The 16959-nt window shown below is 69.3% G+C and carries 15 protein-coding genes; 5 read left to right on the top strand and 10 right to left on the bottom strand.

Going from position 1 to position 16959, the window contains the following annotated elements; genetic code table 11:
* Positions 1 to 72: 72 nt before the first annotated feature.
* Complete coding sequence (locus tag ACIHFB_RS12765) at positions 73 to 681, bottom strand: TetR/AcrR family transcriptional regulator (protein WP_400126788.1); 609 nt, start codon at positions 679 to 681, stop codon at positions 73 to 75.
* A gap of 108 nt (positions 682 to 789) precedes the next feature.
* On the opposite strand from ACIHFB_RS12765, the gene ACIHFB_RS12770 reads away from it, so the two are divergent.
* Positions 790 to 2286, top strand: coding sequence for a cytochrome P450 (locus tag ACIHFB_RS12770; protein WP_365279720.1), 1497 nt, complete (start codon positions 790 to 792; stop codon positions 2284 to 2286).
* On the opposite strand, the gene ACIHFB_RS12775 is transcribed toward ACIHFB_RS12770, so the two are convergent.
* A complete protein-coding gene (locus tag ACIHFB_RS12775) occupies positions 2248 to 3078 on the bottom strand; it encodes a pentapeptide repeat-containing protein (protein ID WP_365279723.1) in 831 nt (276 codons plus the stop codon). The two genes, ACIHFB_RS12770 and ACIHFB_RS12775, sit on opposite strands and share 39 nt — an antisense overlap.
* Positions 3079 to 3226: 148 nt before the next feature.
* Between ACIHFB_RS12775 and ACIHFB_RS12780 the strand changes: the two genes are divergently transcribed.
* Positions 3227 to 3427: a DUF5999 family protein gene (locus ACIHFB_RS12780; RefSeq protein ID WP_365279726.1), complete on the top strand. Its 201-nt coding sequence runs from the start codon at positions 3227 to 3229 to the stop codon at positions 3425 to 3427.
* Positions 3428 to 3441: 14 nt separating this feature from the next.
* Here ACIHFB_RS12780 and ACIHFB_RS12785 read toward each other — a convergent pair whose 3' ends face one another.
* From ACIHFB_RS12785 to ACIHFB_RS12820, 8 genes are all read right to left on the bottom strand, one after another.
* Positions 3442 to 4188 (bottom strand): PIG-L deacetylase family protein, encoded by a 747-nt coding sequence (locus ACIHFB_RS12785; protein WP_400126789.1) that lies wholly within the window; start codon positions 4186 to 4188, stop codon positions 3442 to 3444.
* 92 nt (positions 4189 to 4280) lie between these two features.
* Positions 4281 to 5309 (bottom strand): LacI family DNA-binding transcriptional regulator, encoded by a 1029-nt coding sequence (locus tag ACIHFB_RS12790; RefSeq protein WP_400126790.1) that lies wholly within the window; start codon positions 5307 to 5309, stop codon positions 4281 to 4283.
* A gap of 90 nt (positions 5310 to 5399) precedes the next feature.
* On the bottom strand, positions 5400 to 6824 hold the full coding sequence (locus ACIHFB_RS12795) for a BNR repeat-containing protein (protein ID WP_400126791.1): 1425 nt from the start codon (positions 6822 to 6824) through the stop codon (positions 5400 to 5402).
* A 15-nt stretch (positions 6825 to 6839) separates the two neighbouring features.
* A complete protein-coding gene (locus ACIHFB_RS12800; RefSeq protein WP_365279736.1) occupies positions 6840 to 7160 on the bottom strand; it encodes an L-rhamnose mutarotase in 321 nt (106 codons plus the stop codon).
* A gap of 17 nt (positions 7161 to 7177) precedes the next feature.
* Positions 7178 to 8260 carry a rhamnose ABC transporter substrate-binding protein gene (gene rhaS, locus ACIHFB_RS12805; RefSeq protein ID WP_400126792.1) on the bottom strand — a complete coding sequence of 361 codons (1083 nt, stop codon included), beginning with the start codon at positions 8258 to 8260 and terminating at the stop codon, positions 7178 to 7180.
* Between the two features lie 81 nt (positions 8261 to 8341).
* On the bottom strand, positions 8342 to 9313 hold the full coding sequence (locus tag ACIHFB_RS12810) for an ABC transporter permease (protein WP_365279742.1): 972 nt from the start codon (positions 9311 to 9313) through the stop codon (positions 8342 to 8344).
* Complete coding sequence (locus ACIHFB_RS12815) at positions 9306 to 10343, bottom strand: ABC transporter permease (protein ID WP_365279745.1); 1038 nt, start codon at positions 10341 to 10343, stop codon at positions 9306 to 9308. The genes ACIHFB_RS12810 and ACIHFB_RS12815 overlap by 8 nt, the downstream gene beginning before the upstream one ends.
* Positions 10340 to 11857, bottom strand: coding sequence for a sugar ABC transporter ATP-binding protein (locus tag ACIHFB_RS12820; RefSeq protein WP_365279748.1), 1518 nt, complete (start codon positions 11855 to 11857; stop codon positions 10340 to 10342). The genes ACIHFB_RS12815 and ACIHFB_RS12820 overlap by 4 nt, the downstream gene beginning before the upstream one ends.
* Positions 11858 to 12156: 299 nt before the next feature.
* On the opposite strand from ACIHFB_RS12820, the gene rhaI reads away from it, so the two are divergent.
* The 3 genes from rhaI to ACIHFB_RS12835 all read left to right on the top strand — a co-directional run bounded on the left by rhaI (position 12157) and on the right by ACIHFB_RS12835 (position 16943).
* A complete protein-coding gene (gene rhaI / locus ACIHFB_RS12825) occupies positions 12157 to 13317 on the top strand; it encodes an L-rhamnose isomerase (protein WP_365279751.1) in 1161 nt (386 codons plus the stop codon).
* Positions 13318 to 13458: 141 nt separating this feature from the next.
* Positions 13459 to 15498 carry a bifunctional aldolase/short-chain dehydrogenase gene (locus tag ACIHFB_RS12830; RefSeq protein WP_365279754.1) on the top strand — a complete coding sequence of 680 codons (2040 nt, stop codon included), beginning with the start codon at positions 13459 to 13461 and terminating at the stop codon, positions 15496 to 15498.
* Positions 15495 to 16943, top strand: coding sequence for a rhamnulokinase family protein (locus ACIHFB_RS12835; protein WP_365279757.1), 1449 nt, complete (start codon positions 15495 to 15497; stop codon positions 16941 to 16943). Before ACIHFB_RS12830 ends, ACIHFB_RS12835 begins: the two co-directional genes overlap by 4 nt.
* The last annotated feature ends 16 nt before the right edge of the window (positions 16944 to 16959 follow it).

Genomic DNA, 16959 nt, shown 5'->3' on the forward strand with positions numbered 1-16959 from the left:
CTTGCCTAACTTACCCAAGATCGAGGCGCACGCCAACCGGCTCGGCCGAACCTGTGCGGCGGTTGTCGGAATTCAGAGGGTGAGCACGCCCAGCAGGGCCCGTGCGCAGAGGTCGCGCACTTGCTCCCGCGAAAGATCCGACTCCCGCAGCCACCCCAGACAGACGGACGTCGTGAACGCCAGCCAGCCACGGACGGCGAGTTGGATGTCGGGACGGGCCCGCGCGACAGGGCCGAACTCGGGATCCTCGGCGAGCACCGCCAGGATCTGCCGTTCATGGGCCCTCAGATACCGGTGGTAGATCGTGTGCACGGCCTGGTCCCCCGCCGCGTCGGCCCGGTGGAAGGCACGAAAGCCGTGCGCATGGGTCTGGATGTACTCCAGATACGCGTCGAGACTGGCCGCCAGCTGCTCACGCACCGGAACTCCGGGCACGGCCGCGGTCAGCCGCAGCATCCGCTCGCTCTCCCGCTCCACGACCGCCGCGAAGAAGTCGCGTTTCGTCGGGAAGTAGTGGTAGAGCAGCCCTCGCGAGACTCCGGCGATCTCGGCGACCCGCTCGATCCACACGTCGTCGTACGGACTGTCCGAGAACAACCGCGCCCCGACCGCGAGCAGTTGATCCCTGCGCTCCTCGGTGCTCAGCCGACGGCGTATCGGCCCGCCCTGTTTCGCGGTCATGTCCGCACTTTACTTGACGCCGGTTCAACAGCGGGATCAGACTGGCTCGCGTTGTTGAACCCACGTACAACATGCTCAACCCACCGCTGGATCAAGGGAGATCGCGTCATGGCGGAGACGACGACCAGAGCCGCGATGCCGAAGGGGTTTCGCAGCGCCGAGCAGGGCTGGCCGGAGCTCCACCGCATACCGCATCCGCCGCGCCGGCTCCCGCTGCTCGGCGATGTGGTCGGCGCCAGCAGGACCAAGCCCTTGCAGGATTCAATGCGCCACGCGCGGCAGTTGGGGCCGATCTTCCGGCGCAAGGTGTTCGCCAACGAGATCGTGTTCGTGTGGGGCGCGGGCCTGGCCGCGGACATGGCCGACGAGTCGCGTTTCGCCAAGCATGTGGGCCTCGGCATCGCCAATCTGCGGAAGATCGTCGGGGACGGGCTGTTCACGGCGTACAACCACGAGCCCAACTGGCAGCTGGCGCACGACGTCCTGGCACCCGGCTTCAGCCGGGAGGCCATGGCGGGCTACCACCCGATGATGCTGGACGTGGCGGGGCGGCTCACCGACCACTGGGACCGTCAGCTGGCGGCGGGCCGGGCGGTGGACGTCCCCGGGGACATGACGAAGCTGACCCTGGAGACCATCGCGCGGACCGGTTTCGGGCACGACTTCGGCTCCTTCGAGCGGTCCCGGCCGCACCCGTTCGTGACGGCGATGGTCGGCACGCTCTCCTATGCGCAGGACCTCAACCGCGTGCCGCCGCCGCTCGCTCCGCTGCTGCTGAAGCGCGCCTCCCGGCGCAACGACGCCGACATGGACGTCCTCAACCGCACGGTCGACGACATCGTCCGCGCCCGTCGCAGTTCGAGCGGGGACGGGGATCTGCTGGACCGGATGCTGGAGACGGCCCATCCGGAGACCGGCGAGCGGCTGTCGCCGGAGAACGTCCGCCGTCAGGTGATCACCTTCCTGGTGGCGGGCCACGAGACCACGTCCGGTGCGCTCTCCTTCGCCCTGCACTACCTCTCCCGGCACCCCGAGGTCGCGGCCCGCGCCCGCGCCGAGGTGGACCGCGTCTGGGGCGACACGGAGACGCCGGGCTACGACCAGGTGGCCAAGTTGCGGTACGTGCGCCGGGTGCTGGACGAGTCGCTGCGGCTGTGGCCGACGGCGCCCGCGTACGCCCGGGAGGCCCGGGAGGACACGGTGCTGGCCGGCGGCCATCCGATGCGCCGGGGTGCCTGGGCGTTGGTGCTCATCCCGATGGTGCACCGCGAACCCGAGGTGTGGGGCGCCGACGCCGAGCGCTTCGACCCGGACCGCTTCGACACCGCGGCCGTACGATCCCGTCCCGCGCACGCCTTCAAGCCCTTCGGGACCGGAGCGCGGGCCTGCATCGGCCGCCAGTTCGCGCTGCACGAGGCGACGCTGGTGCTGGGGCTGCTGCTGCGCCGCTACGAGCTGCAGGCCGACCCCGAGTACCGGCTGCGGGTGACCGAGCGGCTGACGCTGATGCCGGAGGGACTGCGGCTGCACCTGGAGCGCCGGCACACGACTCTGCCGGCACCCCGCTCAGAGGCTCCCTGTCCAGTGCGCGGGGCGGGTGAGTGACTCCGGCAGCCTGGTGCCCGCGCTGCCCCTGGCCGCGTTCAGCTGAGGCTGGGTCAGGAAGAACGCGCCGGTCAGGTCGGCGCCCGTGAGATCGGTGTCGCGCAGGTCGGCACCGATCAGATCCGCTCCGCGCAGGTCGGCGCCGGTCAGGTCGGCGGCAATGAGGTAGGCGCCACGGAGACTGACGCCACGCAGGTCGGCGCCCTTGAGACGGGCGCCCATGAGGTCCGCGCCCCTGCGGTCCTTCTTCCGGCCCCGCATGCCCGTCCGCACCAGCTCACTGGTCCGCAGCAGCAGCGCGTTGACGTCCTGCCGATGGGCGCCGACGTCCAGCGCACCGAGTTCCTCCGCGGTCAGGCACGTCAGCTCCTCGGTCCTGTCCAGGGCCCGGCGCAGATCGGCGTGGACGGGGCGGGCGGCCGGCAGGGTGAGGGCCTCGGTCAGGTACCAGAGCAGTTCATGGAGCTGGCGGACCACCGGGAACACCTCGAACATCTGACGCGCCTGCTCACGCGGGCCCGTGCGCCAGTCCTGTCCGCCGAAGGTGACCTGGGAGACCTTCTGCCCGGCGCCGAAGCAGTCGTAGACCGTGCAGCCGTTGAAGCCCTTCTGCCGGAGCCGGGCGTGGATACCGCAGCGGTGGTCGTCCTGAAGATTCCGGCAGGGCGTCCCGGCGTCCTTGTCGATGGCGAAGTCCGCCGAGGCGGTGAAGGGCAGCGCGACACAGCACAGTCCGAAGCAGTTCTCGCAGTCTCCGCGCAGGTCGATGAGGTCGCCGGGTCGATCTTCCATACGACCAGCCTAATCTCCGCCCCGAAAGGAAAACTCACCGATGAGTTTCCGGCGGTGTGGGTGTCTCCACATACAACAGAAAACAAGCTCGGCTACCAATGAGAAACAAGCCGGCAAGGCAGGAGCCAACGGATCGAGGAGAGACGTCATGTGCAGCCACCAGCCCCCGTGCCCCACCGCCGACAGCGCGGACCACCACTCCGCCGTGATCGTCTCGGCCCACCCCGAACAGGGCTGGAGCCTGCTGTGCAACGGCACCATCGTCTTCGACGACACCGGCGAACTCCTGCCGGACGGACGGGTCGTGAGCCCGTACCGCACCCTCGGCGCGCTGGCCGTCGCCGCCTGAGGCCTCCGGCCGGGCTAACGGCCGAACAGCTCGAACGCCACGGCGGGCTTCCCGCCGAAGCGCTCGCTCGACATCGCGGCACCCCGGGTCAGGAATTCCCGGACGTACGATTCCGGGTCCTCGTCCGTCAACACCTCGATGTAGGTGCGGTGTTCGAGCAGCGAGCGCACCGCGCGCTCCAGACAGTCCTCGGTGGCCTCCACTGCGTGCGTGGGGCTGCTGGAGCCGGCGACGGCGACCCAGCGGACGCCGTTCCAGGGTTCCAGGCCCTGCTCGATGAGCTCCGGGAAGATCCACCGGTTGCCCGCGTCGCCCGCCGCGTCCAGCGTGGCACGGCCGACGGCCACATGATCCGGGGTGTTCCAGGCGACGCCGCCCCAGGTGTCCCGGTGGTTGAGGGTGATCACCAGCTCGGGCCGGTGCCTGCGGATGGCGGCGGCGATGTCACGGCGCAGCGGCGTGCCGTACTCGATGACCCCGTCCTTGTGGTCGAGGAACTCCACCTCCGACACCCCTACGACGGCCGCGCTCGCCCGCTGTTCACGCTCCCGGAGCGGACCGCACGTCTCGGGCTCCAGCGTGTCGATGCCTGCCTCACCGCGGGTCGCCAGGACGTAGGCGACCTCTCGGCCGCCATCGGTCCAGGCGGCGATCGCCGCGGAGCAGCCGTACTCGAGGTCGTCCGGGTGCGCCACGACGGCGAGGGCGCGCTGCCAGTCGTCGGGCATGGGCTGGAGTTGTGGGATCTGGGGCTCGGTCATGGCCGCAGAGTAAGCGCTCCGCTGGCCCGCGGTGATGAACCCGCGGGCCGGTGGGGGCTTGGTCGCGCAGTTCCCCGCGCCCCTTACAGGGCTCAGCGTGCCGCCAGGCTGGAGCGGCGTACCACCAGCTCGGGCTGGAGTACCACCCGGCGGTGCTCGTGCTTCATCGGTCCGCCGCTCTCTGCTTCCGTCTCCTCCAGGAGCAGTTCGGCGGCCATGGCGCCCATCGTGACGGCGGGCTGACGGACCGAGGTGAGGGGGACGGCGGCGGCGGCCGCGAACTCGATGTCGTCGTAGCCGACGATCGCGAGGTCGTCGGGGACGCCAACACCGGCGGCGTACATGGCTTGCAGGACGCCGAGGGCGAGCAGGTCGTTGGCGCAGAAGACGGCGGTGGGGCGGTCGGCGAGGCCGAGGAGGCGGGCGCCCGCGTCCCGGCCGGCGGCGACGTCCAGCCGCTCGGTGGGCAGTTCGCGCAGGGCGCCGGGGCCAAGACCGGCCTCGGTGAGCGCGTTGAGCGCGCCGGTGCGGCGGTCGCGCACCTGGTTGAGGCCGGGCGGGCCGCTGACGTACGCGATGGAGCGGTGCCCGGCGTCCACCAGGTGCCGTACCGCCAGCGCGCCGCCCGCCACGTCGTCCACGGAGACCGAGCACTCGGTGGTGCCGTCGGCGACGCGGTCGACCAGCACGAAGGGGATGCCGTGGCGGCGGAACGCGTCGATGTTGCGGCCGCTGGCGTCGGTGGGCGTGAGCAGGACGCCGCGTACCCGCTGCTCGGCGAAGAGCGACAGATAGTCCGCCTCCTCGCCGGCGCTCTGCGCGCTGTTGCAGACCATCACGCCGAGCCCGGCCTGGCGTGCGGCCCGCTCGGCACCGCGCGCGACATCGACGAAGAACGGGTTGCCCATGTCGAGGACGAGCAGACCCATGATCCGGCTGCGGCCCGCGCGCAGCTGGCGCGCCGACTCACTGCGGACGTAGCCGAGCCGGTCGATCGCGGACAGCACCCGGGCGCGGGTCTCCGTGGCGACGGTGTCCGGGCGGTTGATCACGTTCGACACCGTGCCGACGGAGACTCCGGCGACTCGGGCGACGTCCTTGATACCCACCGACTGGGCCATCGGGCAGGGACCTCCAGGGAAACGAGGGGCGGCGGGAAGGGCTTCACATTACCGTCATGCCGCCCCATCAGTACTGCAACGGTGCTTCGGTCACGTAGGGAGCCGGAAGTCGGCCACTCGGAGCGCCGAGGGCGTCGTACCGCTGGACTTCTCCTGGTACATGACCGACAGGACGTTGTCCTGCGCGATCCGCATCTCGTCGATCACGACCTCTCCGAACGCGTTCAGACCGCTGCCGTCGAACAGCAGGGTCCAGTCGGCGTACCCGGACGCCTTGGAGGCGCCGGCGATCCGGCCGAAGGGGAGGACGGCATACGCGTTGTCGTACTTGTCGAGGACCAGCCTGGTGCGCTGGCTGGAGTTCAGGGCGAGGGGGATCTCCGTCTTCTGCCAGGTGCCGGAGGAGTTCTTGCGGAGGTGGAAGGCGCGGCCATTGGTGGTGCGGTTAGAGACGTAGTTGGTGGTGCACTGGCCGAAGCGGCCGGGGACGTAGCTGATGATGGCGTGCGGCAGACCGGCGGAGTCGGTGAACTGGCTCTCCTGGTTCATCAGGGAGTGGTCCGGGTTGAGCGCGTCCACGACCAGTCCGGAATCGGTGACGGCGACCTTGTCGGAGCCGCCGGTGGTACCGACGACGGTGCCCGCGTTGGTACGCCAGGTGCGGCCGCGGTCGTCCGAGTAGACGTAACCCGTGTCGTGGTTGGTGATGCCGCCGCTGCTGCACATCACGGCGGCGTTCTGCTCGCGCCAGGTGAAGAAGGAGTGCAGTCGGCCGTTGCTGTCGTAGTCGATGCCGTGCAGATACATGTTGCGGGCCGTCGAGGAGCCGTGCTCGCTGGTGTAGGTGCCGGTGGAGCTGCTCCACTCCCCCAGCGCGGTCCAGGTCGAACCGTCGTACTCGGCAAGGGCGTTGCGGCCGTTGCCGGAGACGGCGACTCGGTAGCTGAGCTGGAGCTTGCCCTCGGGGGTGGAGATGAACTGCGGGTAGGTGAACTGCGAGGTGAGCGCCAGCCCGTCGAGCGTCGACCGAGGTGCGCCGAAGCGGCTCGCGGTCCAGCTGAGACCGGCCGGGTTGTCCATGAGGCCGGCGACCGACTTGACGTAGGTGAAACCGTCGCTGTGGGAGTCCATGTGGAGGTGCAGTCGGCCGTCGACCTTGGAGACGCCCATGGAGATGACGTTGTGGGAGTCGTTGTAGCGGAGCGTGTGGCCGACCCGGACCGTGGACCAGGTGGTGGCGCCGAGGGCGCGGCGGCCGACGACGGCGTTGCGGTCGGCGGTGTACCAGACGGCGTACTGGTGGCCCTTGTAGGTCAGCAGGCCGTTCTTCTGGAACGAGTTGTTGTTGACCAGGCCGTCGTAGGAGACGAAGAAGATGGCCTGGGTGTCGAGGGTCGTGGTGCCGGTCCGGGTGACGGAGGGGCCAGGGGCGGCGGCGCGCGCGACACCGGCGCCCAGGCCGGAGCCGGCCACCGAGGTCAGCAGGGCCGTCGTGAGCAAGGCGCGTCTTTTCATGAAGGCAACTCCGGCTCAGGCTAGGTGGAAGACTTCGGTGAGGGGTTTCATCGATTCGTCGGGTCGGGCGCCGTCCAGGGACTCGAAGAACGGCGCCATCTCCGCCTGCCAGCGGGCGTTGACCTCGGTGGCCTCCATGCCGGCCCGGGCGGCGGCGAAGTCCTCGGTCTCCAAGTAGCCGACCAGCAGGCCGTCTTCGCGCAGGAAGAGCGAGTAGTTGTGCCAGCCGGTGGCCGAGAGCGCGTCCAGCATCTCGGGCCACACGGCGGCGTGCCGCTCGCGGTACTCGTCGAGGCGGTCCGCCCGGACCTTCAGCAGAAAGCACACACGCTGCATCAACGGTCCCCTGATGATCAGAAGTCGAACTGGTCGATGTTCTTGGCGTCGAACACGGTCGGCTTGCCGAGGCTGATCACACCGTCCTTGCCGATGGTGTACTCGCCCATGTCGCCGGCGGTGAAGGTCTCGCCCTCCTTGCCGGTGATCTGACCGGACACCAGCGCGACGGAGGTACGGGCGGCCAGCTCGCCCAGCTTGGCCGGGTCCCACAGCTCGAAGGCCTCGACGGTGCCGTTCTTGACGTACTTGCGCATGTCGTTCGGGGTGCCGAGGCCGGTCAGCTTGACCTTGCCCTTGTACTTCGAGCCCGAGAGGTACTGGGCCGCCGCCTTGATGCCGACGGTGGTCGGGGAGATGATCCCCTTCAGGTTCGGGTACTCCTGGAGCAGGCCCTGGGTCTGCTGGAAGGACTGCTGGGCGTCGTCGTTGCCGTACGCGACCTTCACCAGCTTCATGTCCTTGTACTTGGGATCCTTGAGCTCGTCCTTCATGAAGTCGATCCACGTGTTCTGGTTGGTCGCCGTCTGCGCGGCGGACAGAATCGCGATCTCGCCCTTGTAGCCGAGCTGTTCGCCGAGCAGCTGCACCTCGGTGCGGCCCAGGTCCTCGGCGCCGGCCTGCGAGACGAAGGCGTTACGGCAGTCGGCCTTGGTGTCGGAGTCGTACGTGACGACCTTGATGTCGTTCTTCATGGCCTGCTTGAGCGCGGTGCACAGGGCGCCCGGGTCCTGCGCGGATACGGCCATCGCGTCGACCTGCTGCTGGGTGAGCGTGTTGACGTAACTCACCTGCCCGGCCGTGTCGGTGGCGCTGCTCGGGCCGACCTCCTTGTAGCTGGAGCCGAGCTCCTTCAGTGCCGTCTCGCCGCCCTTGTCGGCGGAGGTGAAGTACGGGTTGTTGACCTGCTTGGGCAGGAACCCGACGGTCAGGCCCTTCTTCAGCTCGGCGTTCGGGTCGGCCTTGCCGGCGGTGGCGGCGGAGGCGTCGTCATTGGCGACGTCCTTCTTGGTGGTGCCACCGCAGGCGGTCAGCGCCAGGGCGAGAGAGGTGGCGGCGGCGAGGGCCGCGCAGGTACGGCGGAGGGACGACTTACGCATGACGGTTTCCTTTGAAAAGAGGGTGAGCGGAGGCGCCCCCAAAGGGGCGCGGGGAACTGCGCGACCAGCCACACACGGCCGTCAGCCGGACGATTGAGCACGCACAACGGCGACTTGCCGAGCCACACGCGGCCCGAGGACGGAAAGCACTAGCAACACACCGGTGACGAGAATCTGCGTCTGCACGGAAATGTCCTGAAGACTCATCACGTTTTGCAGCGCACCGAGCAGGAACACGCCCGCAATAGCACCGCCCAACGTGCCCTTGCCACCGTCGAAGTCGATGCCACCGAGCAACACGGCAGCCACAACCGAGAGCTCCAGCCCCGTGGCATTGTCATACCGAGCGGACGCGTAATGCAGGGCCCAGAAAATCCCGGTGAGCGAGGCCATGAACCCCGTCACCGTGAACAGAATCAACTTCTGCCGCTTGACGCGGATACCGGCGAACCGCGCAGCCTCCTCACTCGCGCCGACCGCGAAAAGAGAGCGGCCGAACGGGGTGGCGTGCAGCGCGACCACGGCGATGGCGAGCAGCACGAGGAAGGGCAGGAAGGCGTACGGGATAAAGGTGTCCCCGAGGCGCCCGGCCGCGAAGTCCAGGTACTGCGAGGGGAAATCCGTCACCGCGTCGGACCCGAGCACGATCTGCGCGATGCCCCGGTAGGCGGCAAGCGTGCCGATGGTGACGGCGAGGGACGGCAGCCCGAGCCGGGTCACCAGCAGCCCGTTGATCAACCCGCAGACCACGCCGAGCAGCAGACAGATCGGGATGATCGTCTCGATCGTCATGCCCTGGTTCCACAGAGCGCCCATCACCGCGCCGGACAGCCCGGCCGTGGAGGCTACCGAGAGGTCGATCTCGCCGGAGACCACGAGCAACGTCATGGGCAGCGCGATCAGCGCGATCGGCAGGGTGTTGCCGATCAGGAACGACAGGTTCAGCGCGTTGCCGAAGCCGTCCACGAAACCGAAGGAGAGCAGCAGGACGACGATCAGGAGCGCGCCCACGACGGTGTCCCAGCGGATCGCGCGCGTCAAGGACTCAGGCATGGCGGGCGTTCCTCTTCTTCAGGGCGGAGGCCACGCGGAGCGCGACGATCCGGTCGACCGCGATGGCGAGGAGGAGCAGGATGCCGTTGATGGCGAGCACCCAGACGGAGCTGACACCGAGGGCGGGCAGCACGCTGTTGATGGAGGTCAGCAGCAGCGCGCCGAGCGCGGCGCCGTACACGCTCCCGGAGCCGCCGGTGAACACCACACCGCCGACCACGACCGCGCTGACGACGGTGAGTTCGTAGCCGTTGCCGGTACCGGAGTCGACGTTGCCGAACCGGGCCAGATACATCGCGCCCGCAAGCCCGGCGAGCGCTCCGCAGAAGGTGTACGCGGCGAGGATCCGCTTGCGGACCGGGATGCCGGCGAGTCGCGCGGCCTCGGGGTTGGAGCCGAGCGCGTACAGCTCGCGTCCGCTGCCGAAGTGCTTGAGGTAGTACGCGGTGGCCACCAGGACCGCCAGCGCGATCAGCGCCAGCCACGGCACCGCCCAGATGCCGCCGGAGCCGAAGTCGACGAAGCCGTTCGGCAGGTCGGCGGCGGTGATCTGGCGGGAGCCGACCCAGATCGAGTCGATGCCGCGGATGATGTAGAGCGTGCCGAGGGTGACGACGAGGGCGGGCACCTGACCGAGGCTGACGAGCAGCCCGTTGAGCAGGCCGCAGCCGATGCCGAGCAGCACGGCCAGCAGGATCGCGACGGTGGAGTTGCCGCCGCCCTGGAGGTAGGTCCCGGCCGCGAAGGCGCTGATGCCGAGCGTCGAGCCGACCGAGAGATCGACGTTGCGGGTGATGACGACCAGGGACTGGCCGGTGGCGACCAGCACCAGGATGGTCGCGTTGAGGAGCAGGTCCTTGATGCCCTGCTCGCTCAGGAACTCGCTGTTGCCCAGCTGGGTGATGACGATCATCACCAGGAACACGACCAGGATGGCCAGTTCACGCATCTTGAAGACGCGGTCGACCAGCCGGGTGCCGCTGGACTTGGGCACGTCGGTCACGGGGGCCGGGTTCGTGGTCACCGTCATGCGGCGGCCCTCCCCGTGGCTGCGGCCATCACGGTTTCCTCGGTGGCGTCGGAGCGCGGGATCTCGGAGGCGAGTCGGCCTTCGTGCATCACGAGGACGCGGTCGGCCATGCCGAGGATCTCGGGCAGGTCGGAGGAGATCATCAGCACGGCCACGCCGTCGGCGGCCAGCTCGCTCAGCAGCCGGTGCACCTCGGCCTTGGTGCCGACGTCGATGCCGCGGGTGGGCTCGTCGACGATCAGCACCCTGGGGCCGGTGGCCAGCCACTTGGCGAGGACGACCTTCTGCTGGTTGCCGCCGGAGAGCGTGTTCACCGTGTCGGCGATGCGGGCGTACTTGACCTGGAGCTTGACCGCCCAGTCGAGGGAGCGGCTGCGTTCGGCGCCCCGGTCCATGAGGCCGGCCCTGACGGTCGTACGGAGTCCGGTGAGGCCGATGTTCCGCTCGATGGACATGTCCATCACCAGCCCCTGGGCGCGCCTGTCCTCGGGGACCAGGGCGAGCCCGGCGGCCATCGCGGTGGAGGGCGCGCCGTTGGTCAGCTTCCGCCCCTGGACCTCGACCTCGCCGGCGTCCCAGCGGTCGATGCCGAAGACGGCACGGGCGACTTCGGTGCGCCCGGCGCCGACGAGCCCGGCGAGGCCGACGATCTCGCCGGTGCGGACCTCGAAGGAGACGTCGGTGAAGACGCCCTCCCGGGTCAGCCGCCGTACGCTCAGGGCGACCTCACCGGTCCGGATGTCCTGCTTGGGGTAGAGCTCGTCGAGGTCCCGGCCGACCATACGGCGGACCAGGTCGTCCTCGGTCATGGCATCCAGCGGCTCGCTGGCGATCCAGGCGCCGTCGCGCAGCGTGGTCACCGTCTGGCAGATCTGGAAGATCTCCTCGAGCCGGTGCGAGATGAACAGCACCGCGGCGCCCTGCTCGCGCAGGGTGCGCACGACGCCGAAGAGACGGGCCACCTCGCTGCCGGTGAGGGCGGCGGTCGGCTCGTCCATGATCAGGACACGGGCGTCGAAGGAGAGCGCCTTGGCGATCTCGACGATCTGCTGGTCCGCGATGGACAGGCCGCGGGCGGGACGGTCGGGGTCGAGTTCGACGCCCAGGCGCTTCATCAGTGCGGCGGTGGCCGCGTGCGTCGCCCTGTGGTCGATCCGGCCGAGGGCGCGCCGGGGCTGGCGGCCCATGAAGATGTTCTCGGCGATCGACAGGTCGGGGAAGAGCGTGGGCTCCTGGTAGATCACGGCGATGCCGGCGTCGCGGGCGTCGCCGGGGCCGTGGAAGACCACGGGCTCGCCGTCGAGCAGCACCTGGCCGGCGTCCGGCCGATGCACCCCGGCAAGCGTCTTGATGAGGGTCGACTTGCCGGCGCCGTTCTCACCGGCGAGTGCGTGCGCCTCGCCGGGGAACAACTCCAGGGAGACGTCCCGCAGAGCGCGCACCGCGCCGAAGGACTTGGAAACGTCCTTCAGCGCAAGCACCGGGGCCGGACCCGTGTCGGACGGGTGGGTCATTGGGGGCTCCTCGACAACGCCGGCGGGACGGGCCTCACGACGTCGTGAAAGGTTTCAACTTGGTTGCCGGGACGTTAGACACGACAGCCATGTCACGTCAATGGGTCTGTGTCGAAAAAGTTTCGATAGCCGAAGGTCACGGACCAGTCACGGGAATCGGGGTTGGTCAGAGGGGTTGACACCCCTTCGGGGGCGCCATAGCTTCCCGTTCTGAATCGTTTCATGCAACAGTCAATGCGGTAGTCAATGAAGTAGTCGTTGCAGCAGTCCTTACGACCCGATGCCACAGGAGTCCTGAAGTGACCGATCTCCCCGCGGTGAAGGCCGCCCTGAAGACCCAGGCCGTCGAGACGCCATCGTGGGCGTACGGGAACTCGGGCACGCGGTTCAAGGTGTTCGCGCAGCGAGGCGTTCCGCGTACGCCGCAGGAGAAGCTGGACGACGCCGCCCAGGTCCACGCGTTCACCGGCGTGGCCCCGACCGTTGCGCTGCACATCCCCTGGGACAGGGTCGACGACTACGGCGCGTTGGCGAAGTACGCCGAGGAGCGCGGCGTGAAACTGGGCGCGATCAACTCCAATACCTTCCAGGACGACGACTACAAGCTCGGCAGCATCTGCCATCCGGATGCGGCGGTACGGCGCAAGGCCGTCGATCACCTGCTGGAATGCGTCGACATCATGGACGCGACGGGCTCCGCCGACCTGAAGCTGTGGTTTGCCGACGGTACGAACTACCCCGGGCAGGATGATCTACGGGAGCGCCAGGACCGGCTGGCCGAGGGACTTGCCGAGGTGTACGGGCGGCTCGGCGAGGGGCAGCGGATGCTGCTGGAGTACAAGCTCTTCGAGCCCGCCTTCTACTCGACCGATGTCCCGGACTGGGGTACGGCGTACGCGCACTGCCTCAAGTTGGGGCCGCAGGCTCAGGTCGTGGTCGACACCGGTCATCATGCGCCGGGTACGAACATCGAGTTCATCGTGGCGACGCTGCTGCGGGAGGGGAAGCTCGGGGGGTTCGACTTCAACTCGCGCTTCTACGCGGATGACGACCTGATGGTGGGGGCCGCCGATCCGTTCCAGCTGTTCCGGATCATGTATGAGGTCGTGCGTGGGGGTGGGTTCACTTCCGACGTCGCCTTCATGCTCGATCAGTGTCACAACATCGAGGCGAAGATCCCGGCGATCGTGCGTTCCGTGATGAATGTGCAGGAAGCCACCGCGAAAGCGCTGCTGGTCGATCGATCGGCGTTGGCGGTGGCGCAGGCTGCCGGGGACGTTCTCGAGGCCAACGCCGTGTTGATGGACGCGTACAACACTGATGTACGGCCGCTTCTTGGCGAGGTGCGCGAGGAGATGGGTCTTGACGCCGATCCGATGGCTGCGTATCGGAGGTCCGGGTGGGCCGAGAAGATCGTGGCCGAGCGGGTTGGTGGGGAGCAGGCGGGGTGGGGGGCGTAAGCGTCTGCCGGGATCTGTTCGTTGCGGGCTGCGGGCCGTATGTGGCTGGTCGCGCCCACGCGGCGGAGCCGCAAATTGATACAGCCCCGCGCCCCTGGAGGGGCGCTCCACACACGTATCTCAGACAAGGACTGAATGCACATGGCATCGCACCCCGAAGCCGCTGCTCTCCTCGCCCGGTCCCATCGGCTCGGCGCTGACCCCCGCAACACCAACTACGCCGGCGGGAACGCGTCCGCGAAGGGGACCGACACCGACCCCGTCACCGGCGGCGACGTCAAGTTGATGTGGGTGAAGGGGTCCGGGGGTGATCTCGGGACACTCACCGAGGCGGGGCTGGCCGTGTTGCGGCTGGACCGGATGCGGGCGCTCGTCGATGTCTATCCGGGCGTCGAGCGCGAGGACGAGATGGTGGCCGCGTTCGACTACTGCCTGCACGGCAAGGGGGGCGCCGCGCCCTCCATCGACACCGCCATGCACGGCCTCGTCGACGCGGCGCACGTCGATCACCTGCACCCGGACTCCGGCATCGCCCTCGCTTGTGCCGCCGACGGGGAGAAGCTGACCGCCGAGTGCTTCGGGAACAGCGTGGTGTGGGTGCCGTGGCGCCGGCCCGGCTTTCAGCTGGGGCTGGACATCGCTGCCGTGAAGGAGGCCAACCCGCAGGCCGTCGGGTGCGTTCTCGGCGGGCACGGGATCACCGCGTGGGGTGACACGTCCGAGGAGTGCGAGCAGAATTCGCTGCACATCATCCGTACCGCCGAGGCGTTTCTGGCGGAGCGCGGGAAGACCGAGCCCTTCGGGCCGGTCGTCGAGGGGTACGCGGCCCTGGGTGCTTCGGAGCGTCGGGAGCGGGCCGCGGCTCTGGCGCCGTACGTCCGGGCCATCGCCTCGCAGGACAGGCCGCAGGTCGGACACTTCACCGACTCCGGGGTCGTCCTCGACTTCCTGGCGAGTGCCGAGCATCCTCGGCTCGCCGCGCTCGGTACTTCCTGTCCCGATCACTTTCTGCGGACCAAGGTGCGGCCGCTCGTGCTCGACCTGCCGCCGACCGCCCCGCTGGACGAGGCGCTCGCACGGCTCAAGGAGCTGCACGCCGCCTACCGTGAGGAGTACGCCGCTTACTACCGGCGGCACGCCCTGCCCGACTCCCCGGCGATGCGCGGGGCCGACCCGGCGATCGTGCTGATTCCCGGGGTCGGCATGTTCAGCTTCGGCAAGGACAAGCAGACCGCTCGGGTGGCCGGCGAGTTCTATGTCAACGCCATCAATGTGATGCGCGGGGCCGAGGCCGTGTCGACGTATGCGCCGATCGAGGAGTCCGAGAAGTTCCGTATCGAGTACTGGGCGCTGGAGGAGGCCAAGCTTCAGCGGATGCCGAAGCCCAAGGCGCTGGCCACGCGCGTGGCGCTGGTGACGGGGGCCGGGAGCGGGATCGGAAAGGCGATCGCCGGGCGGCTCGTGGCCGAGGGGGCGTGTGTCGTCGTCGCGGATCTGAATGCGGAGAACGCCGGCAAGGTCGCCGAGGAGCTCGGCGGGCCGGACAAGGCCGTCGCCGTGGCGGTGGATGTGACGAGCGAGGAGCAGATCGCCGACGCCTTCAAGGCGGCCGTGCTGGCCTTCGGCGGGGTCGATCTGGTGGTCAACAACGCCGGTATCTCCATCTCCAAGCCGCTGCTGGAGACTTCGTCGAAGGACTGGGACCTGCAGCACGACATCATGGCCCGCGGGTCCTTCCTCGTCTCCCGCGAGGCCGCCCGGGTGATGATCGCGCAGGGGCTGGGCGGCGACATCGTCTACATCGCCTCCAAGAACGCCGTGTTCGCCGGGCCCAACAACATCGCCTACTCCGCCACCAAGGCCGACCAGGCACACCAAGTGCGGCTGCTGGCCGCCGAGTTGGGCGAGCACGGCATCCGTGTCAACGGGATCAATCCCGATGGTGTGGTGCGTGGGTCGGGAATCTTCGCGGGCGGCTGGGGTGCGCAGCGGGCTGCCGTGTACGGGGTGGAGGAGGCGAAGCTGGGCGAGTTCTACGCCCAGCGGACCATCCTCAAGCGCGAGGTGCTGCCCGAGCATGTCGCCAACGCCGTGTTCGCGCTGACCGGTGGGGAGTTGACGCACACCACCGGGCTGCATGTCCCGGTCGACGCCGGTGTCGCGGCCGCGTTCCTGCGATGAGCGCCGCCGTGAAGTCGTACGCCGCGGTCGACCTCGGCGCGTCCAGCGGGCGCGTCATGGTCGGCCGCGTCGGGCCCGGCTCGCTCGAACTGGGCGAGGCGCACCGGTTTCCCAATCGGCCGGTGCGGGTGCCCGAAGGGCTGCGCTGGGACATTCTCTCGCTCTACGCCGGTGTGCTCGACGGACTGCGGGCGGCCGGGCAGGTGGACTCCGTCGGCATCGACAGCTGGGCCGTGGACTACGGTCTGCTCGACGCGGACGGGGCGCTGCTCGGTAATCCCGTGCACTATCGCGACCCCCGCACGGAGGGGATCGCGGAGAAGGTGTGGGCGACCGTGCCGGCCCCCGAGCTGTATGCGGCGACCGGACTTCAGTACGCGCCCTTCAACACGCTGTACCAGCTGGTCGCCGCCCGTTCCGCCGAGCAACTCGCCCACGCCAAGCGTCTGTTGCTCGTGCCGGACCTGGTCTCCTACTGGCTCACCGGCGAGCAGGGCACCGAGCTGACCAACGCCTCGACGACCCAGCTGATCGATCCCCGGACGCGTGACTGGTCGTACGACATCGCCGCCCGGGTCGGTATCGACCTCGGCCTGTTCGCGCCGCTCAGGCGACCCGGCGATCCGGCGGGGGTGCTGCGGCCCGAGGTGCTGGAGGAGACCGGGCTCAGCGGGCCGGTGCCGGTGACGACGGTCGGTTCGCACGACACGGCGTCGGCGGTGGCGGCGGTGCCTGCCGAGGGCGAGCGGTTCGCCTACATCTGCACCGGCACCTGGTCCCTGGCGGGCCTGGAGCTGGATGCACCGGTGCTGAGCGAGGCGAGCCGGGCCGCCAACTTCACCAATGAGCTGGGGCTGGACGACACGGTCCGCTATCTGCGCAACATCATGGGGCTGTGGCTGCTCCAGGAGTGCGTACGGGCCTGGGGTGGGCCGGAGTTGGGCGGGCTGCTGCTCGACGCGGCCAAGGCGCCGGCGCTGCGGTCGGTCGTGGACGCGGGCGACGCGGCGTTTCTCGCGCCGGGGCGGATGCCGGAGCGGATCGCGGAGGCCTGCCGGGCCTCGGGGCAGCCGGTGCCCGAGTCCCCGGCCGAGATCACGCGCTGCATCCTGGACTCCCTCGCGCTCGCCCATCGCGGGGCGGTCGAGGAGGCGCAGCGGCTGGCCGACCACCCGGTCGACGTCGTGCACGTGGTTGGGGGCGGCACCCGAAACGCGTTGCTGTGCCAGCTCACCGCCGATGCCTGTGGACTGCCGGTGGTGGCCGGTCCGACGGAGGCGGCCGCCCTCGGGAACGTCCTGGTGCAGGCGCGGGCGCACGGGCTCGTCGGCGACCGTGCGGAGATGCGGCGACTGCTCACCCGTACGCAGCCGCTCACGCGGTACGAGCCGCGCGGCGGCACCGCACGCTGGCGTTCGGCTCAGGCCCGGCTCACCGGGCGGTGACCGGGGACTCCCCCGC

Source organism: Streptomyces sp. NPDC051963, from assembly GCF_044593495.1.
GTDB lineage: Bacteria > Actinomycetota > Actinomycetes > Streptomycetales > Streptomycetaceae > Streptomyces.